This window comes from Salipiger sp. PrR007 (genome assembly GCF_010499845.1).
Classification (GTDB): domain Bacteria; phylum Pseudomonadota; class Alphaproteobacteria; order Rhodobacterales; family Rhodobacteraceae; genus Salipiger; species Salipiger pacificus_A.
The window spans coordinates 43,470-61,142 of the sequence record NZ_JAAGOZ010000022.1 but is presented as its reverse complement, the minus strand read 5'-3'; the positions used below and the strand labels follow the sequence as shown (position 1 = coordinate 61,142).

The window sequence follows — 17,673 nt, the reverse complement described above, 5'->3', positions numbered from 1 at the left end:
GGCGCGACCTTCGGGTCTGCGCGGACCGTACCCAGGCGAGGACACCAATGGTTGTTCGTCAGGCGGGCGTACCCCTGCGGGCCGCGGTCTGGCGCGCGCCGGAACACACCCATCCGGGAGCCTCCACATGACCCCCTTCCGCGATCGAGCCGAGGCCGGGCGTCGCCTCGCCGAACGTCTGGGTCGGTATCGGGAAAGCGGCGCGGTCGTGCTCGCGCTTCCGCAGGGCGGCGTCCCGGTCGGCTTCGTGGTCGCGCAGGCGCTGAACCTCAGCCTGGATATCATCCTTGTGCGGAAGATTGCTACGCCTGGAAATCCCGAAGTCGGCATTGGTGCCATTGTCGATGGGCCGGATCCCCACGTTTTCCTCGACGGCGCGGCGATCCTGCGCTCAGAGATCACGATGGAGCACGTCGATAGCCAGCGCGCAAAGGAACTCGCGCTACTTGCGGGGCGGCGCAGTCTCTATCGCGGCTCGCTCCCTGAGCAGGCGCTTGAGGGGCGCACCATCATTCTCGTCGACGATGGCGTTGAGACGGGCAATACCGCTCGGGCCGTGCTGAACGTGTTGCGCCAAAGGAAGGTGGGGCGCCGCGTTCTAGCCGTTCCCGTCGCTCCGGCACGCGCACTCGAAAGGTTGCGCAGCAGCGCAGAGGAGGTTGTCTGTCTCGCAACGCCAGAGCCGTTCCGGGCGGTGGAAGATCACTACCAAAACTTCGCGCAGACACGGGAAGAGGAGGTCATCGACCTTTTGTCACGGGCCGGGATGGCGTCCTGAGATGCGAACAAGAAGGCCATCGCGTGGCAGTGGCGGAAATTCGTTGGGGCGCATGCCCATGTCCTGCTCTGGTACCGCGAGATCCACTTCTAGCATGAGTTCGATCGCCTCGGTGAGCAGGGCACGGGTGAGTGCCTCGCCGGGGCAGCGGTGTCCGGCTTGCATGCAGCCACCGCCTTGCGGGATCATCGCGGCCGGCTCGTCGGGCGCAAGATGACGCGTCGGATCGAACTGCGTAGCACGCCCCCATGAAGCTTCTTCCCGGCAGGTGCCGTAGAGGTCGAGCAGCACCCAATCCCCCTTGCCGAAGTGATGCCCGTGCCAAGTAAACTCTTGGAGCACTTTTCCGCCGATCGCGGGAAAGAACGGGTAGAGCCGTCTTACCTCGTCGCCGAACGCCCGGCACATATCCTCGGTTGGCGCAGCGCGGAGTTGCAGCACCGCTTCTTTGTGCATCGCCATCGCGTGAACGGCAAAGCCGACATAGCGCCCCACCGCAACGATCGCCCGAAGGATGTTCAGCAGTTCTACGCCCGCGTCGCGATCATTTAGGCCTGTTCCGCTCGCGTCACGATGCGCGAGGAGATGGTCCACCAACCAGCCGTTCGCACCGGGTTCGGCGCGCGCCGCAGAGATTAGTTCGCGCGCCCATCGTTCCGAGCGAGCGCGCAGCCATGCAGCGCGCACACGTTTCGGACCGAAGCTGCCGGCGGAGGTGAACATCGCCTGGAATTCCTCGGTACGCTTTTCCACATCTTCGCCCGAGAAAGGCATCCCGCTCCAATGGAACGCTGTCCGGCAGAGCACCGGGCCGATAAATCGGTCGAAGCGGACGACACGCTCGCTGCTGGCGGTGCTCGCCAACCTGAATTCCCGCGCGTAGAACTGTCGCGCGCAGCGCAGTCGGTCGGGGGACATGACATCAAGAAATATCTTCCTGCGCTGCCGATGTGCCTCGCCGTCGAGGGTCTGGACGCTGCCGTGATCTTGCAGAAGCGTCATGACGCTCCGCGGCATGGCGCCTTTCCGGCTCATTCTCCCGGGCTTGTAGAACATGGCGGCGGCGCTCGCCCCCCGCACGCAGGTCACCGGGCGCAGCATGAGCCGCGTCGTGAAGGCATCAGTCCCGAGTTTTTCGCAGCGATGCGAGATGAACTCATATCCTTCCCGCAGAAACGCCAGCGTGGCATCCGGTTCGGGGCTTCTGGGGAGCGGTTGTCCCGCGTCAGAAAGCTTCATTTCTCCCTCTCCTTCTGCCTCTTACCCTTTCCCTGAAGGTGCCAGCGTCCCGAACGAAGCTGGGGCCCCGCGAAGGCGCAACCTGACGCAATGGGGCCACAAGGCGTCCGTAGTCAGACCTCATTGCTTGGGAATGTGATCCAAGAGCGCGGCTCACCCGTATAAACTGAACTATCAAGTCCATCTCCTCACCCAGTCGAAGTGAAAAAATGAATACTGGAAAAGAACAGAGCCAAGATTCGAAACGTATTTCAGAAGAACTCGAAAAGACGCTCGAAGAGATCCGCAACGAGGACATTCCAGAGCGGCTCCTCGAACTTGCCCACGAGCTTCAGACGCAACTGCGGCGAAGAGGCCACTTCGAGAACTGACGAGCCAGCTCATTCGCCGCGAACCCTGATCGAGGGAGACGGTGCACCCTCTTGCATATCGGAGGTCCGGCAAAGATAGACCTCGGGCTCCGGCCGCTGCAGGATCGTGAATCCCGCGCTCCGCAGCATTGCTTCTACCGCAGCAGCATTTGGTATAAACCAGTTTGTCGGATCGCCCGCGTATCGGTGTTCGACAAAGTGCAGGCGAGGCCAGTCGGGCCGTTGGAAAGGCGATGAATCTTCGAAGGGATAATCGGCAGATACCGGAAGGGGGTGCGCGTCGCCTCGCTGCATCGACTGGAATAGCAGGTGCTCTCGGGTCACGTAGGTCCGAAGCAGGTCGAGCGCCAGCAACGGGTGGCGCAGGTGATAGAACACGCCCATGAAAAGAACGAGGTCGAAACGTTCTTGCAGGTCCGCCACCTCGTAGACCGACATCTGCCGCAAGTCGATCTTTGCGCCAGTCACCTCCGCCGCAAGCCTCGCCTGCGCCAGATAACGTGGATCATTGTCGATGCCGAGCACCCTATCCGCACCCCGGCGCCACATCTCGATCGCGTAGAACCCGGCATTGCAGCCGATGTCGAGAACACTGCGCCCCGACAGGTCGTCGGGCAGGACGGACTTGAAGCCCTCGAACTTGAAACTCGGGTAGTCGCCGAGCGGGTGATTTGGCGCGGTCTCGATCCCATCGAGGTTCAGGTTGTGAAACCATGGCCCCAGCTCGGCGATGCGTGCAGCGACGTCGCTCATTCCGCTGCCCTCGCCACCTCTCCCTCGCCGCTCCTTGTGCCCGGCAAACGCTGCGCAGAAAACCAGGCGGCGGTCTCGGCAAGGCCGTCGCGGAGCGGCACGACGGGGGCCCAGCCAAGGAGATCTCGTGCGCGATCGATCGACGGTCGCCGCCTTTTGGGATCGTCCTCGGGTAAAGGTCTGAGCACAACTTCCGAGCGCGAGCCGGTCACTTTGCGCACGATGTCGGCAAGTTCGAGGATGGTGATCTCGCTTGGGTTACCCAGGTTGACTGGTCCCGGCAGCGCTCCCTCATGAGCCATGAGCGCGACCAGGCCCCGGACGAGATCCGACACGTAGCAGAATGATCGGGTTTGTGTGCCGTCGCCGTAGATGGTGAGCGGCGCGTTTCCCAACGCCTGTGAAATCAGGTTGGATACGATGCGCCCGTCGTCGGCGCACATCCGGGGGCCATAGGTATTGAAGATCCGCGCCACGCGCACCTGCGCACTTCCGGCACGCATGTAGTCGGCGCAGAGGGTTTCAGCCACGCGTTTACCCTCGTCGTAGCAGGCGCGGGGCCCCATGGGATTGACGTGGCCAAGGTAGTTCTCGTCCTGTGGATGCTGCTCGGGGTCGCCGTACACCTCGCTGGTGGAAGCCTGCAGGAAGCGGGCTTGATGCTTGCGCGCGACCTCGAGCAGATGGTGGGTGCCGAGGACGTTGATCATGACCGTGCGAACCGGGTCCTGCTGGTAGCGGCGCGGCGACGCGGGTGAGGCCAGATTGAAAACCCAGTCTAGACGGGGCAGAGCGAGCGGCGGCAGGTCGGTGACGCTTGCCTCGATGAGCGCAAAGCGCGGGCTGTTCGCCAGAGGCCTGATGTTCTCGCGGCGGCCAGTGCTGAAGTCATCAAGGCAGATCACCTCCATCCCTCGATCGAGCAGGGCGTCGCAGAGGTGAGAGCCGACAAAGCCGCCGCCACCGGCGACGAGCGCGACGGGCTTTTGTGCCGTGAGCGTCATGCGGAAACCTTCCTTTTGGCAGAGAGGGAACGGATCACTGAGGCGAGTTCGCGGGCTCGCACGTCTCCGGTGTGCCGGCCGCGCACCGATTGATAGGCGCCGCGCGCAAGGACACGTCGCTGGGCCTCTGGTAGTGAGAGCGCGGCAACCACATCTTCTGGGCTGTCGACGATCTTCACCGCCTCGTCCTCGGGCAGCACCTCTCCAAGTCCCGGCCACCTGTCCGAGAGGATGGCGGTGCCGCAGGCCCCGGCTTCGAACAACCGGACCGAGGGCGAATGGCCAAGCTCGCGCATTGCCCTGCGCGTCAAATTGAGCGTGAAACGTTGGCGGTTGTAAAATTCTGCGTGCTGCGCCGGCGGGATGTGCTCGATATACTCCACGTTGGCGGGCCAGTTTGTGTCGTCGGGGTACTGAGCGCCGGCGACGACGAAGCGGAAGTCCGGAAGTCGCCGGGCCGGTTCCAGCAGCAGCGCCTCGAGGGCCGGTTGCCTGTCAGGACTGAAGGTGCCGAGATAGCCAAGGTCCCATTTTGCGGGCAGATCCAGAAAACGGTAGAGATCGGCGTCGACCGAGCAATAGAGCTCTTCACTTCGCGTCGCGCCACGTGACTGCAGGCGCTCCAAGGCTGCACCGCCGGCGAAGGACAGATAGAGGTCGAGTTCCGGCAGCTGGCGTTCCTCGAGGTAAGTGCAGGTTCCCTCACTGAGCGCTGCCAGCGTGACGGGGGTATCGATGTCGTAGAACAGCAGTCGGCGCGGTGCCCAGGACAACAGCAAGTCGAGAAGCGCGGCGCCTTGCGGCACATAGGAGCCCACGATCACCGCGTGCGCGGCCTCGATCCGTTCGCGCCAGGCTGCAATATCCGAGAGGCTTTCGTAGAGCGCGAGCTCGCAATAGGGTGGCTCTTCCAAGTCGCGGCGGCCCGCGTACCAGGGCTGGTCACATTCGAGGAAAAGCGCGCGATGATTTTCATGCGCAAGCCCCTTGAGCAGCGCCCGGTAGGTCGTTGCGTGGCCATTTCCCCAGGAGGACGACAGCGACAGGCCGAAGAACACGAGATCGAGCGATGAGCTCATAGGGGTGCCTCCCTCTTGGTTTTGTTCGCAAGGCCGCGCATGAGCACCGCGCTGATCTGGTCGGCGCGGTGGGTGTAGGTGTGCGCCTCGAGAAGTCTGGCGCGGGCGCGTGTGCCGATTGCCGCGGCTTGCTCCGGCCGCAGGGCTTCGAGGATTTCGAGGACATCGCTTCCGTCTCGCGCGACCAGCACCTCCCGTCCGGGTTCTAGGAACTGCTCGATCCCGTCCCAAGCATCGGTGACCAGGCACGCGCCGGCCCCGGCGGCCTCGAAAACGCGGGTAGCCGGTGAAAAGCCGGCTGCGGCCATACTGTCCCGGGCGATGTTGAGCACCGCGAGCGGCGTTGCATTGAAGGCGTTGTGCAAAGCGGTGCCGACGTGCCCCAAGGCGGCGACGTTTGGCGGCAGCGACCGGCCCTCCCAGCCAGCCCCGCCGAGCAGGAAGCGCCGGTCGGGTAGCCTCGAAGCTGGGTCAAGGAAAAAGTGATCCACGCGGGTCTCCCTGTCCGGAAGGCGGTTGCCCAGGAAGGCGAGGTCTGCTGCGAAGCGGGGATCACCGGGGACAGGGTGATGTGTTTCGGGATCGAGCGCGTTGTAGATCGGCATGCAGGCCGATGCGTTCAGGGCAAGGTAGGCATCGACCACCGGCGTGCCGCCGCCATAGGTGAGCACCTGGTCGAACGCCGGAAGGTCCCGCCGCAAGGGATGCAGAGGCTGTGCCTGAAGGGTCGCGAGTGTGGCCGGCGCATCGACATCCCACCAGACGCGCAGCGCATCCGGGCGCGCTGCGCGCAACACCTCTTGTCGCAGCGCGCTATCCTCGTAGCCAATTCCGGACGCCACGACGACCACCTGCGCGCGCGCCGCCTCGGCCGCGGCATTGCGCAATCCCTCGGCGCTGCCTTCCCAGATGTTGACCCTGCACCAGTCGGGCGGATCGATATCCCTATGCCGGCCGCGCTCCCAGACGTCGGGTTCGTGGAAAGTGACCTCCCATCCGCGTGCCGCGAGCGCCTTAATGATGCCGCGATAGTAGGTCGCGGCCCCGTTCCAGTAGCTTGAAAGCAGGCTCGATCCGTAGAAGGCCAATTGGCTCATGACACAACCTCCTTTTGCGGCAGCGCCAGTCCGTTGACGATCTTCAGAAGCTCGCGCGCGCGGTGGCGGCAGGTGTGGCGCGCGGCGATGGTCGCGAGCCCGTTACGCGACAATTCGGCGGCGAGCGCCGGATCGTGCAGAACATCGCGCAATGCGCCGTTCATCTCCTCACCATTGCCAACCTGGAGGTAATCGTGCCCGGCGCGGAACAGGCCCTCGCTGTCGCTCCATGGCGCACAGACCAGAGGTATTCCACAGGCCAGGGCCTCGAAGACCCTGATCGTAGGAATGCCGGGCAGATGGCGCACGTAGGGGCGCCGCGGGATGTGCACGGTGACCTGGTGTTCGCCGAAGACGCGGGGTACGCTCGCATTGGCAATCGGTCCGGCGTAGCGCAGGCCCGCAGCATTCAGCACCTCCAGTGCTTCGGGCGGGTAGCGCACTCCGTAAGCGGTTGCCGTGAGGCCGAGATCGGCGACCGGACCGAGTAGAAACTCGGCCAGTTCCGCCGTGCGCTCCCCGTCGCCCCAGTTGCCCACCCAGACCAACTCGCCGCGTGTCTCTTGGCGGCTCTGCGGTCGGAAGAGCGTGTCATCCGCGGCCTCGTGCCAGGTGAATACCTGCCGCGCCCAGCCCGCGCCGAGATAGACCTCTCTGAGCGACTCGCCGAACGCGAGAACGCCATCGTAAGCCGACAGATCCAAGCCGCGGATTTCGGCATCGGCGCTCGCGGCGCGGTGGTGCGTGTCATGAAACAGTAGGCGGAACGTGCCTCCCGCCGCCCGCTTGCGGCCGAGCGCGCTGACGATCGCGGGCTCGGTCCATTCATGGACGATCACCACGTCGCTCCCGTCGACGGCGCGGTCCAGATCGTCGATGCCATGATAGGTTTCGCTGCGAAGGTCGGGAAAAGTCGCGTGAAAGGCCTCGACAGCTGCGGGGCCGCAATCCTCGATCAGATTGCGGCGCGACCACCCATCCGCCGGCTCCATGGCGCGGCAGTCGTGGCCGCGCTGCTGAAGCGCCCGCATGATGCCGCGCAGGAAATGCGCATTGCCATGGTTCCAGTCGGAGACGAGGGATTGGGTGAAGAATGTAAAGCGCATGTGTCTAGTCCCCCTGCGGCTGCGCGAGCAATTTTTCGTAGATCGTTTCCATGACGCTGGCCTGCATGGCAGGCGAGAACGTCAGCGCTCTGGCCTGTGCCGCGAGCCCGAGGTGAAGCCGCTTGTCGGGTTGCGCGAGAAGCGCGCGGATTTGCCGGGCCAGTTCATCTGGATCGCTTGGAGCAAAGAACCACGCTGCGCCGTCCCAGATCTCGCGGTACACCGGAATGTCTGCGAGAAGCAGCGGCCTTCCCGCGCGGGCCGCTTCGAGCGCAGCAAGACCGAAAGGCTCATAGCAGGAGGGGGAAACGAAGATACTGGCTCCCGCGACCCTCGCGAGCGTTTCCTCGTGCGAGAGTGCGTGCTCCAGGTGCGCATGCTTCGCGCGGAATGCTTCTCCGGCTCCACCTTCGCAGGGACCGATCAGCACTACGGGTGCCTCGACACGTGCAGCGACCGCGGCAAGTACGGCTCCGTTCTTGCCCTTGTCCCACCAGCGGCCCACAGCGACGATGCTGCCGTTTCCCATTGACGGCGCTTTGAGTGGCGCGGTCGAAGCGTTCGGCACGACCTGGATGGGTTGCGTGCGATAGACCGCCCTGGTCAATTCCGCATGCGCGCGGCTCGGCGCGACAACGGCGGAGGCCTTGACCAGCCCCCGACGTGTCAGCAGCGCGTGCCAGGCAAGCTGATCAGGAATTGTTCGGCGTTCGACAGTCCGGAACCACGTCGCCATGCAGGAGTGACACACGACCACGGATGGCGGGCTGTCCTGCGGTAAGGCAGCGGCGAGGCTCGGAAGGTTGAAATGCAGAATGTCGGGCTCGTGCCGCGCGATCAACCCGGCCAGCCAGGACGGAATGTTCGCAAGCGCCGTCCGGTCGGCGACCATCCAGTCGAGCGGCTCGTCGGACCAAGACAGGTCTCCCAACTCAGCTGCCTCTGCTCGCTGGTCCGCCGTCGGTGCCGGTCCCGCGCCAGCCAACGCCAGTTGATGCCCACGTCTGGCAAGCGCCGCGCCCAGCTCCATCGTGTAGCGCCAAACACCGCCTGCGGCGTCCAGCGTCATCAGGATGCGCCTGCTCATGCCTCAACCCTCTCGAGGAAGCCTGGAACACGGTTTCGTACAAGCCATCTGGCCAAGGTTTCGAGGCCTTCGCGCCAAGGCACGTGAGGCTGCCATCCCGTGGCCTTGCGCAGCGCCGAGGTGTCAGCGACGAACCATGCCTGGTCTCCGGCGCGCCATGAGTCTGTGCGCAGACGTGGCCGCCTTGCTATCAACCTTTCGATCTCTGCGAGCACCTCGCGCAGGCTGACGGCATTGCCCGGCCCCCCGCCAAGGTTGAAAGCCCGCCCCGACAGTCCGTCGATGCCCGCGAGAACCGCCCTGTATGCGGCGACGGCGTCCGATATCTCACAGATATCGCGCACCTGCTGGCCCGTGCCATAAATGGTGATCTCCTCGTCTTGCAGCGACCGGATTAGGAAATGCGCAACCCAGCCTTGGTCTTCGGTGCCCAATTGCCGCGGGCCGTAGATGCAGGACATGCGCAGAACCGCGGCGGGGAGCCCGTAGCTGCGGGCGTAGTCAAGCACGTATTGGTCTGCCACGCCCTTCGAGCATCCATAGGGAGTGGCAAATTGCAGCGGACGGCTCTCGTCCAATCCGCGCGCGAGCGCAGCGGTGACCGGGCGAGGGGGTGTCCCTTGAAGGGGGACGTCGTCAAGGCAGCCGTAAACCTTGTTTGTCGAGGCGAAGACCAACGGTATCCTCCGGCCGGTCGCGCGAAGCGTCTCGAGCAGGTTGAGCGTGCCCCGCGCGTTCACCTCGAAATCCTCGGACGGCGACAAGAGGCTGGTCGTCACAGCGGTCTGCGCTGCAAGGTGCACAACCGCCGAAGCCTCGCGAACAGCGTCTGACAATGCCTGCTCGTCGCGGACGTCGGCGGCCATTGGATGCAGGCGCGCGCCGTGGCGGGTTTCGAGCCAGGCGAGATTCTGTTCGACCCCCGCGCGCGACAGATTGTCGAGGACAATGACCTCCTGCCCATCGGCCAGGGAGGCATCGGCGAGGTTGGCGCCGATGAACCCGGCACCGCCGGTGATCAGCATCGGACGGACATGCCTAGCGACAGCAGGCGCCGAGAGACATGTCACTTCGCGCAGGCGTGCGAGGCCGCCATCCGTCAGCAGTCGGGCCAGCAGCTTTGGCTGGCCCTCGGCGGTGGTGGCCCCCATGTGATAGTGGCGCGGATCGAACCACAGCCCCTCCTGCACCGCCACATCAGGCTGAAGATCCTGCCAGCCATACCAGTACAAGCGATCCGCAGGGGCCCGGGTCGCCCGCTCGAAGCGGCGCGCCTGTTCCATCTGGTCGTTGCGCCAGGTCGAGTAACCCGTTTCGGTGATCCAGATTTCCGCCGCCGCATTGTGCCGGTCGAGGACTGTGCGCATTTCACCAAGATGCATATCCCAGCCCGCCCAAGTGCTCTGCTCGCTGTCCCAGGTTCCCGGAAAGCCGTGAAAGCCAACCGCGTGCATCAGCTCCAGCAGGCCGCGCGTGCCCATCAAGTCAAGCCAGTAGGGATCGAATGGCGCGGGACCTCCGAGCACCGGCTTCCAGCCCCGGCGACGCGCCCAATGTGCGGCCATCCCGATCATCTCGCAGAAGAGATCGAACCCGGGATCCATGCGCCAGTTCCAGTCCAGCAGATTGTTGGGCTCGTTCCAAAGCTCGACATGCTCGAAATGCTGCCCGTAGCGGGTCAGCACCGTGTCCGTAAAGTCAGCGAAATCCTGAAGGCGTTTGGGAGCGCCGCTGCTCTGGCCGGTCCGCGACAGCGACGGTGGCGTGTAATGCAGGCATGGTAGAAGCTCGATCCGCTGCGCGAGGCGCGGGATCAGCCAGTCGTACCATTCCCGGCCGCCGGGAGCATGATAATCGGCCCAGGACAGGTGCGTGCGCAGCCACAATGCGCCCGCATCCTCGATCTGCGGGAGTACCTGCTCGACCCGCGCTGCGTCGCCGGGGCGGAACCATTCGACGAACCCATAGCCACTCATGATACAAGGCCTCGAGCCGCAAGCTCCTGCCGCATCATCTGGTTCCGGTCCTCGGACGCCTCCTGCCGCACCCAGTCGACGAAGTCAGGCAGAGTTTCCTCGAGGCCATGGCGCGGAACGTAGCCGAGCATTTCGCGTGCTTTCTCGATCGAGGCGAAGCAGTTGCGGATGTCGCCGGCTCGGTACCGGTGCAGGAGCTCGGGTTTCAGATCTTCGCGCCCCATGGCACTTGCAAGAAGCGTAGCGACCTCGAGAATGCTCCTGGGCCGGCCGGAGCCGATGTTGAATGTCTCTCCACCTACGTCGCGCGCGGTGGTCGCAAGGACGAACGCGCGCGCGACGTCCCGCACGTGGACGAAATCGCGTTGCTGCCGGCCATCCTCGAAAATGGTTGGCCGCTCGCCGGCGGCGATGCGGGAGGCAAAATTCGCGAGGACCCCCGTATACGGATTGGAAAGCGCCTGACCTGCGCCGAATACGTTGAATAGGCGCAGTGCCACGGTTGAAACGCCATAGGCGGCTCCGAAAATCAGAGCCGATTGTTCCTGCGCGTATTTTGTCAGCGCATAGATCGAGGCGAGATCGACGCGCTTGCGTTCGTCAGTGGCCATGGGCTGCAAACGCGCGCCATCCTCGTCGACCGGGTCCCAGAGACCGGTGCGAAGATCAGCGATTCTACGGCGCGTGGTTTCGTGGCAGACCCCGTAGGGGCCACTGTAGTAGCCCTCGCCATAGACGCTCATGGACGACGCGACGACAAGCCGTCGCACCGGGTGCTCGGCAATTGCTTCGAGGAGCACGGCCGTCCCGAGGTCGTTTGCCCCGACATAGCGCACGATCTCGTACATCGATTGGCCAACGCCGACCTCAGCGGCCAAGTGGATGACCGTCTCGCAACCTCGGAGCGCAGCGGATAGGCGCGGTGCATCCTGAATGTCGCCGCGCACGACTTCTGCTTCGGGGGGCAGGTCGGATGGATTAGCGCCGCTTCCGTGGACCTGGGGGATCAACGCGTCGTAGATGCGCACTCGGTTTCCTGCGCGGATCAGTTCGGCGACAACCTGACGTCCGATAAAGCCGCAGCCGCCGGTCACGAGGACAAGGCTCATCGCGCTCTCCTTTGCGAATGTTGCCGGCGTTGAACAGGCGCAGGCTCGGTATGTTCCCGGGATCGCAAACGAAAACCTAGGCGGGCGACTTCTTCTTTTTCAATGGAGACATCTTCTTCAATCGTTTCAGCATCTTTCGATCCCGGGACGCCGTGGTGTGCCGCGCATACCGACCCGCATAGGAACAAACGCCACAGTCCGTGGTTCTGATGCCGGTTTGAAGCATCCCCAGAAGAGGAAATCGCGACATGGACGGAGCATCGACTTCCACGCAGCGCCTGGCGGCGCAGGTGATAGGTCCGGGGCAAGTCCGGATGGTCCACAAGCCGCTCCCATGGCCGGATGCGGGCCAGGTGCGGGTGCGGCTCGAAGGCTGCGGTATCTGTGCGTCGAACCTAGTGCCTTGGTCCGGGCCCGCGTGGCAGAGCTATCCCCTCGCGCCGGGCGAACTGGGCCACGAAGCTTGGGGTTGGATCGACGCGGTCGGGATCGGCGTGGACCCCGCGCGCGAGGGCGAGCGCGTGGCAGTTTTCGGAACCCACGGATTTGCGTCCCACGAGGTGGTGCCCGAGGACGCGGCCCTTCCGGTACCGAAGGCTCTCGAGGGAAAACCGGTGCCGGCCGAGCCTCTTGCGTGCGCTCTGTCCATCTTTCGCATGGCGCGGATCGGCAGAGGGGACCGCGTGGTGATCATTGGCGTCGGCTTTCTGGGGGCGATGCTGACCCGCATGGCGACCGACGCAGGGGCAGCGGTCATTGCCCTCTCGCGGCGCCAGGAAAGCCTCGATCTCGCGCGGGAGCAGGGCGCCGCGACAACCGCCCTCCTTGGCGACGAAGCCGAGGTGCATGCAGCGGTCGATGCGCTGACTGATGGACAAGGCTGTGACGTCGCCGTCGAATGCACCGGAAGCCAGGAGCCGCTTGATATTGCCGCGCGGCTTCTGCGCGAGAGCGGGCGTTTGGTGATCGCGGGCTATCACCAAGAGGGGCCGCGACAGGTCGACATGCAGCTCTGGAATTGGCGGGCGCTCGAGATCGTCAACGCGCATGTGCGCGACCGCAGTACGGTTCTCGAAACCATGCGTGAGGCGATGGACCTCTGGTCTGAAGGGGCTATCGATCCCTCCTCGCTGTTGACCCATGTGTATCCGCTGGAGCGCCTGTCCGATGGGCTCGACGCAGCGCGGGACAAGCCTCCGCGTTTCGTGAAAGGTCTGGTCATGATGCCTTTTTCGCGAAAGCGTCTGAGGCTCGCCTTTCTGGGCCTTGGCTGGATCGGACGGGACCGCATGGAACGGCTTTCCGCGAGCGGGCTGGCGGACGTGGTCGCGCTGGCGGATTCGGATCAGAATGCACTGGCCGCCTGCCAAGCCACCGCGCGCCATGCGACGCAGGCGCAAGCGCTGGAAGACATCTTTTCTGAGCGCCCCGATGCCGTTGTCATTGCCACGCCCTCCGCAGGTCACGCCGAGCAGGCTATTCGCACTCTGGAGGCTGGAATGGCGGTCTTCTGTCAGAAACCTCTGGGCCGGACGGCGGGAGAGACCGCCGCAGTCGTGGATGCGGCGCGACGGGCTGACAAGCTGCTGGCGGTAGATCTTAGTTATCGGCACACCGAGGCAGCCCGGGCGCTGCAGCGCGAGATCTCTTCGGGGCGTCTGGGAGAGCTGAGTTTCGTGGACCTGTGCTTTCACAACAGTTATGGACCGGATAAGGAGTGGTTTTACGACCGGCATCGCGCCGGTGGTGGATGTCTGACCGACCTCGGTACACATCTGGTCGACTTGGCGCTCTGGTTGCTCGACTGGCCCGAAATGAAATGTACCTCGGCGCAGGTGCGCCACAGAGGTGACCGTGTTCCCATCGAAGGGAGCGCGGTTGAGGATTTTGCTTTGGCTACACTGGAAACGCCATCGGGCCTGCCGATCCGCCTGTCGTGCTCGTGGAAGCTTCCGGCGGGACAGGATGCCGAGATCAGTGCCAGCTTCTACGGTGCAGGGGGCGGCGTGAGTATGCGCAATCTCGGCGGGTCGTTCTATGATTTTGAGACTCGTCGGCTTAACGGCTGCACATCCGAGATTCTGGCCTCGCCGCCGGATGACTGGAGTGGCCGCGCAGCGATGGCCTGGCTCGACCGATTGGCGCACGACAGCTGCTATGATCCCGCGTGTGAGCGGCTGGTCGATGTGGCCGCGGTGCTGGACGATATCTACGCCAGCGCCGGAGTTCTGCGTGACCCTTTCAGCCATGTGTGAAGCTCTGCCATTGGCGCGGGTTCTTGCTGATCGAATTCTGTGTGTTGCAGCGTCATTGACCAAGCGAGTTCCGGATCTACGATAGAAGCAAGCGCAGAGGAGTGGCGTCGCATCTTGCTTATCGATTCACGTGGTTTGGTGTTCTCAGGACGCCGCACTCGATCAATGTAATACTCCCGCAAAAGATTGTGGTCTACTCACTGCAATCTCACGCCTCCAGCCCTGCTGAGGGTTTAAGGCGCTCGGTTTGTGGGAAAATCGAGGAAGTATTTATGCCCGAAGTCGCTGACAAGATTCAAAATGAGATCAATGTTGTCCAGTACATTCCGGCGCTGCGTGCCTACGCCTGGACGCTGACCCGCGCGCAACAGGACGTGGATGACCTCGTGCAGGAAACCCTGATGAAGGCCATTGCGAATATCGAACGATTTCAAGCTGGTACCAATCTGCGCGCTTGGCTGATGACTATCATGCGCAACAGTTTCTACAACAATGTCGCCAAGCGCTCGCGCGAGCGCATGGGTGGGCAGGATTGCGCCTCCTCGATGGCTTGGGTGAATGGCACGCAAGAGTGGTCGGTCCGGGGGGGAGAGATTGCCCGGGCGATTAGGCGACTGCCGGCCCATTACCGCGAGACATTGATCCTCGTGGTCATGCTGGGCGAGAGCTACGAGACGACCGCGGCGATCTGCGGCGTGAAGATGGGGACGATCAAGAGCCGGGTGAACCGGGCTCGCGCCATGGTGCTCGAGGAACTTGGCGAGAAGGACTAACACGCACGCCAATCCTCATGACAAGCCTCGAACCCATCATCAAAGGGTGCAGAAAGGATTACACTGCAAAAAACATGGTCAGCTGCGAGGGTTCGCACGTAAACTCAAGAACCTACGGAGATTACCATTAATCGCATCGCTATAATTGACAGCAACCACATTGTCGCGCTTTTCACTCCAGACTAAGCAGCTTTGCGCAATGTGGCTACAGAGGGAATGATGACCGTTGTCAACTTCCGCAAGGCGGACGAGATCGGCGGTATGGCATTGCCCGAAGAACATCGCGTGGCCGAGGCGGTGGGGCTCAACTACTTGCATCACCCAGTGAGCGTTGAAGAACTGGACGAAGAGGGGGTCGACAACTTCCGGCGATCCATCGACGATCTGCCACAGCCGGTTTTTCTGCACTGCTCCTCCGGCGCCAGGGCTGGCGCATTGGCGCTCATGGCTCTTGCGGCGGAAAACGGTTGGGACGGAGTGACCGCTTTGCAGTATGGCGGGGATCGGGGTTTGGATCTTTCAAAGGAAAAGATCGCTGATTTCGTTCAGGCCTATGCAGATCGTAAGTCGGGAAGGTAGGCTATTGGATTTCACGGGCATTTAGACGTTCGTCTTCTTGTACTTCAATGCATCGCCGGCTCCTCTGGACGGCCAGATGAACTTCCCCGCCTCGAGCCGCTTCGGGTAGAGCGACACGCCGACACCATCGTGCCAGAGCAACTTTACCAGGTCGCCCTTGCGGCCGCGGAAGCAGAAGATCTCGCCAGCATGCGGATCGCGCCCAAGCCCCTGCTGAACCGTCAGAGCCAAGGTGTTCATCCCGCGTCGCATGTCGGTCGCCCCGCCTGCGATCCAGTCGGGAACGCGATCATCGTCCTTCCAGCACGGGCAAGAGGCGGGCCAGGGCATCCGGATCGACAGCCGGGGACACGATTAAACGCCGCCCGTTCCTGAGCACGATTTCCAACTGGACATCCTTGGCGGCAGCACGTGGCGGCGGATCGGATGACTCGGGTGCGAGAGTGAGCGGCACAAATGCCGGAACTGTCTCGAGGCCCAACTTACCGTTCCGATACTGAAGCCGCCAAGTCGTCAGAAGGGAACGCGAGATTCCATGCCGTCGCGCCGTCGCTGTGACCTGCCGGTGTTCCAGATAGCTTTCCTTCACGACTTGGAGCTTGTTCGCATCGCTCCAGTGTCGCCGGCGCGGGACATCCCCGGCTGCCAGGATCTCGATCTCGGGTGTGCATTTTAGGTCGACCATAAGGTCGGACTTAGCATCACGCCCAAATCCCGGTCAGACGGCCCTCGCCGGAGGCGTACACGGCATCCAAGCGCTATTGCGATCGTCAGGATGCCGACCAGAGCCTCGCCGTACTCCTAGACGAAACGGTGTCGAACCCAGCGATGTGCCGGAAGGTCGTTTCTCAGTCGGTCTGGCATTCATAGAAGCCGCGATAGCCGACCGTCAGACCCTGATCGAGTTCAAAGATGAGTTCGGCGTCCGAGCGCCAGTCGGCCTCATCTCCTAGCGGCCGGACGGTCATAGCGACGCCCCGCGCCGTGAACTCGAGACTGTGGTCGGTCTCAGCGTCCGTCTCGAGGGGCACGAGTACGCCGTTGAGCTTCATGGCCGCCCGTCCGCCTTTCGATGCCCACAGGATCGGATCGGTCTCGGGGCTGCGGTTGAAGACGCAGCGGGGCCCCGGCTCTAGAATTTGCTCTGCCTCAGCCTCCGGCAATGGCGACGCATCGAGGGTGGAAATCAGGGCGCGACCGATGGCATCGTCGATCGTTCCGACCTCGGCCGGCGGGTCCTGGTAGATTGTCTCGGCGACGTTGCCCTCCGAGACCTCGGCGATCAGGTAGCGCATTTCGGCGATCTCGCGCCGCTGTGCGCCGATGATTTCGTCGGCGAGCTTCCGGACGCGCGGATCGCGGATCTGCGCCCGCTCCGACGTCATCACGGCGATCGAGTGGTGCGGGATCATCGCCCGCATGTAGCTCGGGCCCGACACTGTCACTTGACTGCGTACCAGCCACAGGCTCAAGGCGAAGACGATCACGGCGCCTGCGAAGATCGCGATGTTGAGGGTCTTGTTTGAATACATGCCGAGCATGTAGGCCAGCATGATGACCGCCATCGTCGCGCCCATCGTGATCGCCATGTAGGTTCGCGTCTCGGAGAAAAAGACGTGCTCCCAAGCGTAGGTGTTCAGGTACATCAGGATGAACATCACCACCGTGGAGGTGAGGATCATCAATCCGAAACGGATATAAGACATAGGTTCTCTTGCTCCCTAGTTGGCTGACGCGGCGGGCTCCGTCCCGATGCCGCGCGTTGCCTCACCCGGGGGGTGACTGCGTCCTCGGCCACCGCGCCAGTCAGAGCGCGATACTTCTCGGGTGATAGCCCCGGCAGTTGAGAAACGAATGCGGTCAGTCCAGCAATCTCTTCTGGACCGTGATGGGTGCCGAAGGCAGGCATCCCGCTCATCTTGATGCCCTTGTCGACGATCCAGTAGATCTCCTCGGCGCTCCACTCGGCGGCCGCTTCCGTCAGATGCGGCGGCTCGGGCCGCATGGCTCGAGACCAATCTGTCGGATCCTGCCCCGGCGCGCCGTGGCAATAGACGCAGGTCTTGGCGTAGTGACCCGCGCCCTCGGCGACGAGTTCGTCAGTGAAGGTCTCCGGAAGTTCGATGTTCTCAGAGCGCCGCTCGACGGAGCGGTGCACCGCCGTGTCGAGCGTCCATCGGACCGCGTCTGCGTGCTGGTCGGATGCCGCCACGTTGTAGGCACCGGTGTAAGCGATGGTGAGTAAAGTGGCGACAGCCACAAGGACTGTCGCGATGATCCCGCAGATGATCCCAATGGCCAATGGGTGCTTTTGCATGAATGACCTCCCTGTTGACCGCTGCGACGACGCGAAATTAGTGCACGATCGCCCAAGGTACTCCTTTGCGCGTACGCTCCCTAAACAGGAGGTCGCCACCGTTGTTCCCGGAATCTTTTCAGGTCAGAGGATGGTTCATGCGGCGCGAAA

17 protein-coding genes are annotated in these 17,673 nt (G+C 63.4%); 4 read left to right on the top strand and 13 right to left on the bottom strand.

The genetic code is table 11. The annotated features are described in order from the left end of the window. Positions 1-127: 127 nt before the first annotated feature. Positions 128-778, top strand: coding sequence for a phosphoribosyltransferase (locus tag G0Q01_RS10950; protein ID WP_164190895.1), 651 nt, complete (start codon positions 128-130; stop codon positions 776-778). Here the strand turns inward: G0Q01_RS10950 and G0Q01_RS10945 are convergent. The 9 genes from G0Q01_RS10945 to G0Q01_RS10905 all read right to left on the bottom strand — a co-directional run bounded on the left by G0Q01_RS10945 (position 755) and on the right by G0Q01_RS10905 (position 11,599). Continuing rightward, a complete protein-coding gene (locus G0Q01_RS10945) occupies positions 755-2,017 on the bottom strand; it encodes a cytochrome P450 (protein WP_164190892.1) in 1,263 nt (420 codons plus the stop codon). The genes G0Q01_RS10950 and G0Q01_RS10945 overlap by 24 nt on opposite strands. Before the next feature lie 380 nt (positions 2,018-2,397). Then, positions 2,398-3,141 carry a TIGR04290 family methyltransferase gene (locus G0Q01_RS10940; protein WP_164190884.1) on the bottom strand — a complete coding sequence of 248 codons (744 nt, stop codon included), beginning with the start codon at positions 3,139-3,141 and terminating at the stop codon, positions 2,398-2,400. After that, entirely contained in the window at positions 3,138-4,145 is a 1,008-nt protein-coding gene (locus G0Q01_RS10935) for a UDP-glucuronic acid decarboxylase family protein (protein ID WP_164190880.1), read from the bottom strand. Before G0Q01_RS10935 ends, G0Q01_RS10940 begins: the two co-directional genes overlap by 4 nt. Continuing rightward, the gene (locus G0Q01_RS10930) at positions 4,142-5,224 is read right to left on the bottom strand and encodes a glycosyltransferase (protein ID WP_164190876.1); all 1,083 of its coding nucleotides are present in this window, start codon (positions 5,222-5,224) and stop codon (positions 4,142-4,144) included. The genes G0Q01_RS10935 and G0Q01_RS10930 overlap by 4 nt, the downstream gene beginning before the upstream one ends. Then, positions 5,221-6,321 carry a glycosyltransferase gene (locus G0Q01_RS10925; RefSeq protein ID WP_164190872.1) on the bottom strand — a complete coding sequence of 367 codons (1,101 nt, stop codon included), beginning with the start codon at positions 6,319-6,321 and terminating at the stop codon, positions 5,221-5,223. The genes G0Q01_RS10930 and G0Q01_RS10925 overlap by 4 nt, the downstream gene beginning before the upstream one ends. Further along, the gene (locus G0Q01_RS10920; protein ID WP_164190868.1) at positions 6,318-7,427 is read right to left on the bottom strand and encodes a glycosyltransferase; all 1,110 of its coding nucleotides are present in this window, start codon (positions 7,425-7,427) and stop codon (positions 6,318-6,320) included. The genes G0Q01_RS10925 and G0Q01_RS10920 overlap by 4 nt, the downstream gene beginning before the upstream one ends. 4 nt (positions 7,428-7,431) lie before the next feature. Then, the gene (locus G0Q01_RS10915; RefSeq protein ID WP_164213348.1) at positions 7,432-8,514 is read right to left on the bottom strand and encodes a glycosyltransferase family 4 protein; all 1,083 of its coding nucleotides are present in this window, start codon (positions 8,512-8,514) and stop codon (positions 7,432-7,434) included. Next, positions 8,511-10,493, bottom strand: a complete 1,983-nt coding sequence (locus G0Q01_RS10910) for an SDR family NAD(P)-dependent oxidoreductase (protein ID WP_164213375.1) — start codon at positions 10,491-10,493, stop codon at positions 8,511-8,513. The genes G0Q01_RS10915 and G0Q01_RS10910 overlap by 4 nt, the downstream gene beginning before the upstream one ends. Beyond that, positions 10,487-11,599 carry an NAD(P)-dependent oxidoreductase gene (locus G0Q01_RS10905; protein WP_164213347.1) on the bottom strand — a complete coding sequence of 371 codons (1,113 nt, stop codon included), beginning with the start codon at positions 11,597-11,599 and terminating at the stop codon, positions 10,487-10,489. Before G0Q01_RS10905 ends, G0Q01_RS10910 begins: the two co-directional genes overlap by 7 nt. A 248-nt stretch (positions 11,600-11,847) precedes the next feature. Between G0Q01_RS10905 and G0Q01_RS26820 the strand changes: the two genes are divergently transcribed. The 3 genes from G0Q01_RS26820 (at position 11,848) to G0Q01_RS10885 (ending at position 15,206) form a co-directional block, all read left to right on the top strand. Then, on the top strand, positions 11,848-13,854 hold the full coding sequence (locus G0Q01_RS26820) for a Gfo/Idh/MocA family oxidoreductase (protein ID WP_235940069.1): 2,007 nt from the start codon (positions 11,848-11,850) through the stop codon (positions 13,852-13,854). Positions 13,855-14,126: 272 nt separating this feature from the next. Next, complete coding sequence (locus G0Q01_RS10890) at positions 14,127-14,627, top strand: sigma-70 family RNA polymerase sigma factor (RefSeq protein ID WP_164213346.1); 501 nt, start codon at positions 14,127-14,129, stop codon at positions 14,625-14,627. A gap of 201 nt (positions 14,628-14,828) precedes the next feature. Continuing rightward, positions 14,829-15,206, top strand: coding sequence for a beta-lactamase hydrolase domain-containing protein (locus G0Q01_RS10885; RefSeq protein WP_370526713.1), 378 nt, complete (start codon positions 14,829-14,831; stop codon positions 15,204-15,206). A gap of 21 nt (positions 15,207-15,227) precedes the next feature. Here the strand turns inward: G0Q01_RS10885 and tnpB are convergent, their stop codons facing one another. The 4 genes from tnpB to G0Q01_RS10865 form a co-directional block, all read right to left on the bottom strand. After that, positions 15,228-15,536: an IS66 family insertion sequence element accessory protein TnpB gene (gene tnpB / locus G0Q01_RS10880; RefSeq protein ID WP_255455619.1), complete on the bottom strand. Its 309-nt coding sequence runs from the start codon at positions 15,534-15,536 to the stop codon at positions 15,228-15,230. Further along, the gene (locus G0Q01_RS10875; RefSeq protein WP_164213343.1) at positions 15,496-15,891 is read right to left on the bottom strand and encodes a transposase; all 396 of its coding nucleotides are present in this window, start codon (positions 15,889-15,891) and stop codon (positions 15,496-15,498) included. Before G0Q01_RS10875 ends, tnpB begins: the two co-directional genes overlap by 41 nt. A 163-nt stretch (positions 15,892-16,054) precedes the next feature. Beyond that, positions 16,055-16,912 carry a DUF305 domain-containing protein gene (locus G0Q01_RS10870; RefSeq protein ID WP_164213342.1) on the bottom strand — a complete coding sequence of 286 codons (858 nt, stop codon included), beginning with the start codon at positions 16,910-16,912 and terminating at the stop codon, positions 16,055-16,057. After that, positions 16,888-17,523 (bottom strand): cytochrome c, encoded by a 636-nt coding sequence (locus G0Q01_RS10865; RefSeq protein ID WP_164213341.1) that lies wholly within the window; start codon positions 17,521-17,523, stop codon positions 16,888-16,890. Before G0Q01_RS10865 ends, G0Q01_RS10870 begins: the two co-directional genes overlap by 25 nt. Between the last annotated feature and the right edge of the window lie 150 nt (positions 17,524-17,673).

Coding starts and splice junctions, on each gene's coding strand:
- G0Q01_RS10940 (WP_164190884.1), bottom strand. CDS start 3,141: ATGAGCGACGTCGCTGCACGCATCGCCGAGCTGGGGCCATGGTTTCAC.
- G0Q01_RS10875 (WP_164213343.1), bottom strand. CDS start 15,891: ATGGTCGACCTAAAATGCACACCCGAGATCGAGATCCTGGCAGCCGGG.
- G0Q01_RS10950 (WP_164190895.1), top strand. CDS start 128: ATGACCCCCTTCCGCGATCGAGCCGAGGCCGGGCGTCGCCTCGCCGAA.
- G0Q01_RS26820 (WP_235940069.1), top strand. CDS start 11,848: ATGGACGGAGCATCGACTTCCACGCAGCGCCTGGCGGCGCAGGTGATA.
- G0Q01_RS10920 (WP_164190868.1), bottom strand. CDS start 7,427: ATGCGCTTTACATTCTTCACCCAATCCCTCGTCTCCGACTGGAACCAT.
- G0Q01_RS10945 (WP_164190892.1), bottom strand. CDS start 2,017: ATGAAGCTTTCTGACGCGGGACAACCGCTCCCCAGAAGCCCCGAACCG.
- G0Q01_RS10865 (WP_164213341.1), bottom strand. CDS start 17,523: ATGCAAAAGCACCCATTGGCCATTGGGATCATCTGCGGGATCATCGCG.
- G0Q01_RS10890 (WP_164213346.1), top strand. CDS start 14,127: ATGCCCGAAGTCGCTGACAAGATTCAAAATGAGATCAATGTTGTCCAG.
- G0Q01_RS10930 (WP_164190876.1), bottom strand. CDS start 5,224: ATGAGCTCATCGCTCGATCTCGTGTTCTTCGGCCTGTCGCTGTCGTCC.
- G0Q01_RS10925 (WP_164190872.1), bottom strand. CDS start 6,321: ATGAGCCAATTGGCCTTCTACGGATCGAGCCTGCTTTCAAGCTACTGG.
- tnpB (WP_255455619.1), bottom strand. CDS start 15,536: ATGCCCTGGCCCGCCTCTTGCCCGTGCTGGAAGGACGATGATCGCGTT.
- G0Q01_RS10870 (WP_164213342.1), bottom strand. CDS start 16,912: ATGTCTTATATCCGTTTCGGATTGATGATCCTCACCTCCACGGTGGTG.
- G0Q01_RS10915 (WP_164213348.1), bottom strand. CDS start 8,514: ATGAGCAGGCGCATCCTGATGACGCTGGACGCCGCAGGCGGTGTTTGG.
- G0Q01_RS10935 (WP_164190880.1), bottom strand. CDS start 4,145: ATGACGCTCACGGCACAAAAGCCCGTCGCGCTCGTCGCCGGTGGCGGC.
- G0Q01_RS10905 (WP_164213347.1), bottom strand. CDS start 11,599: ATGAGCCTTGTCCTCGTGACCGGCGGCTGCGGCTTTATCGGACGTCAG.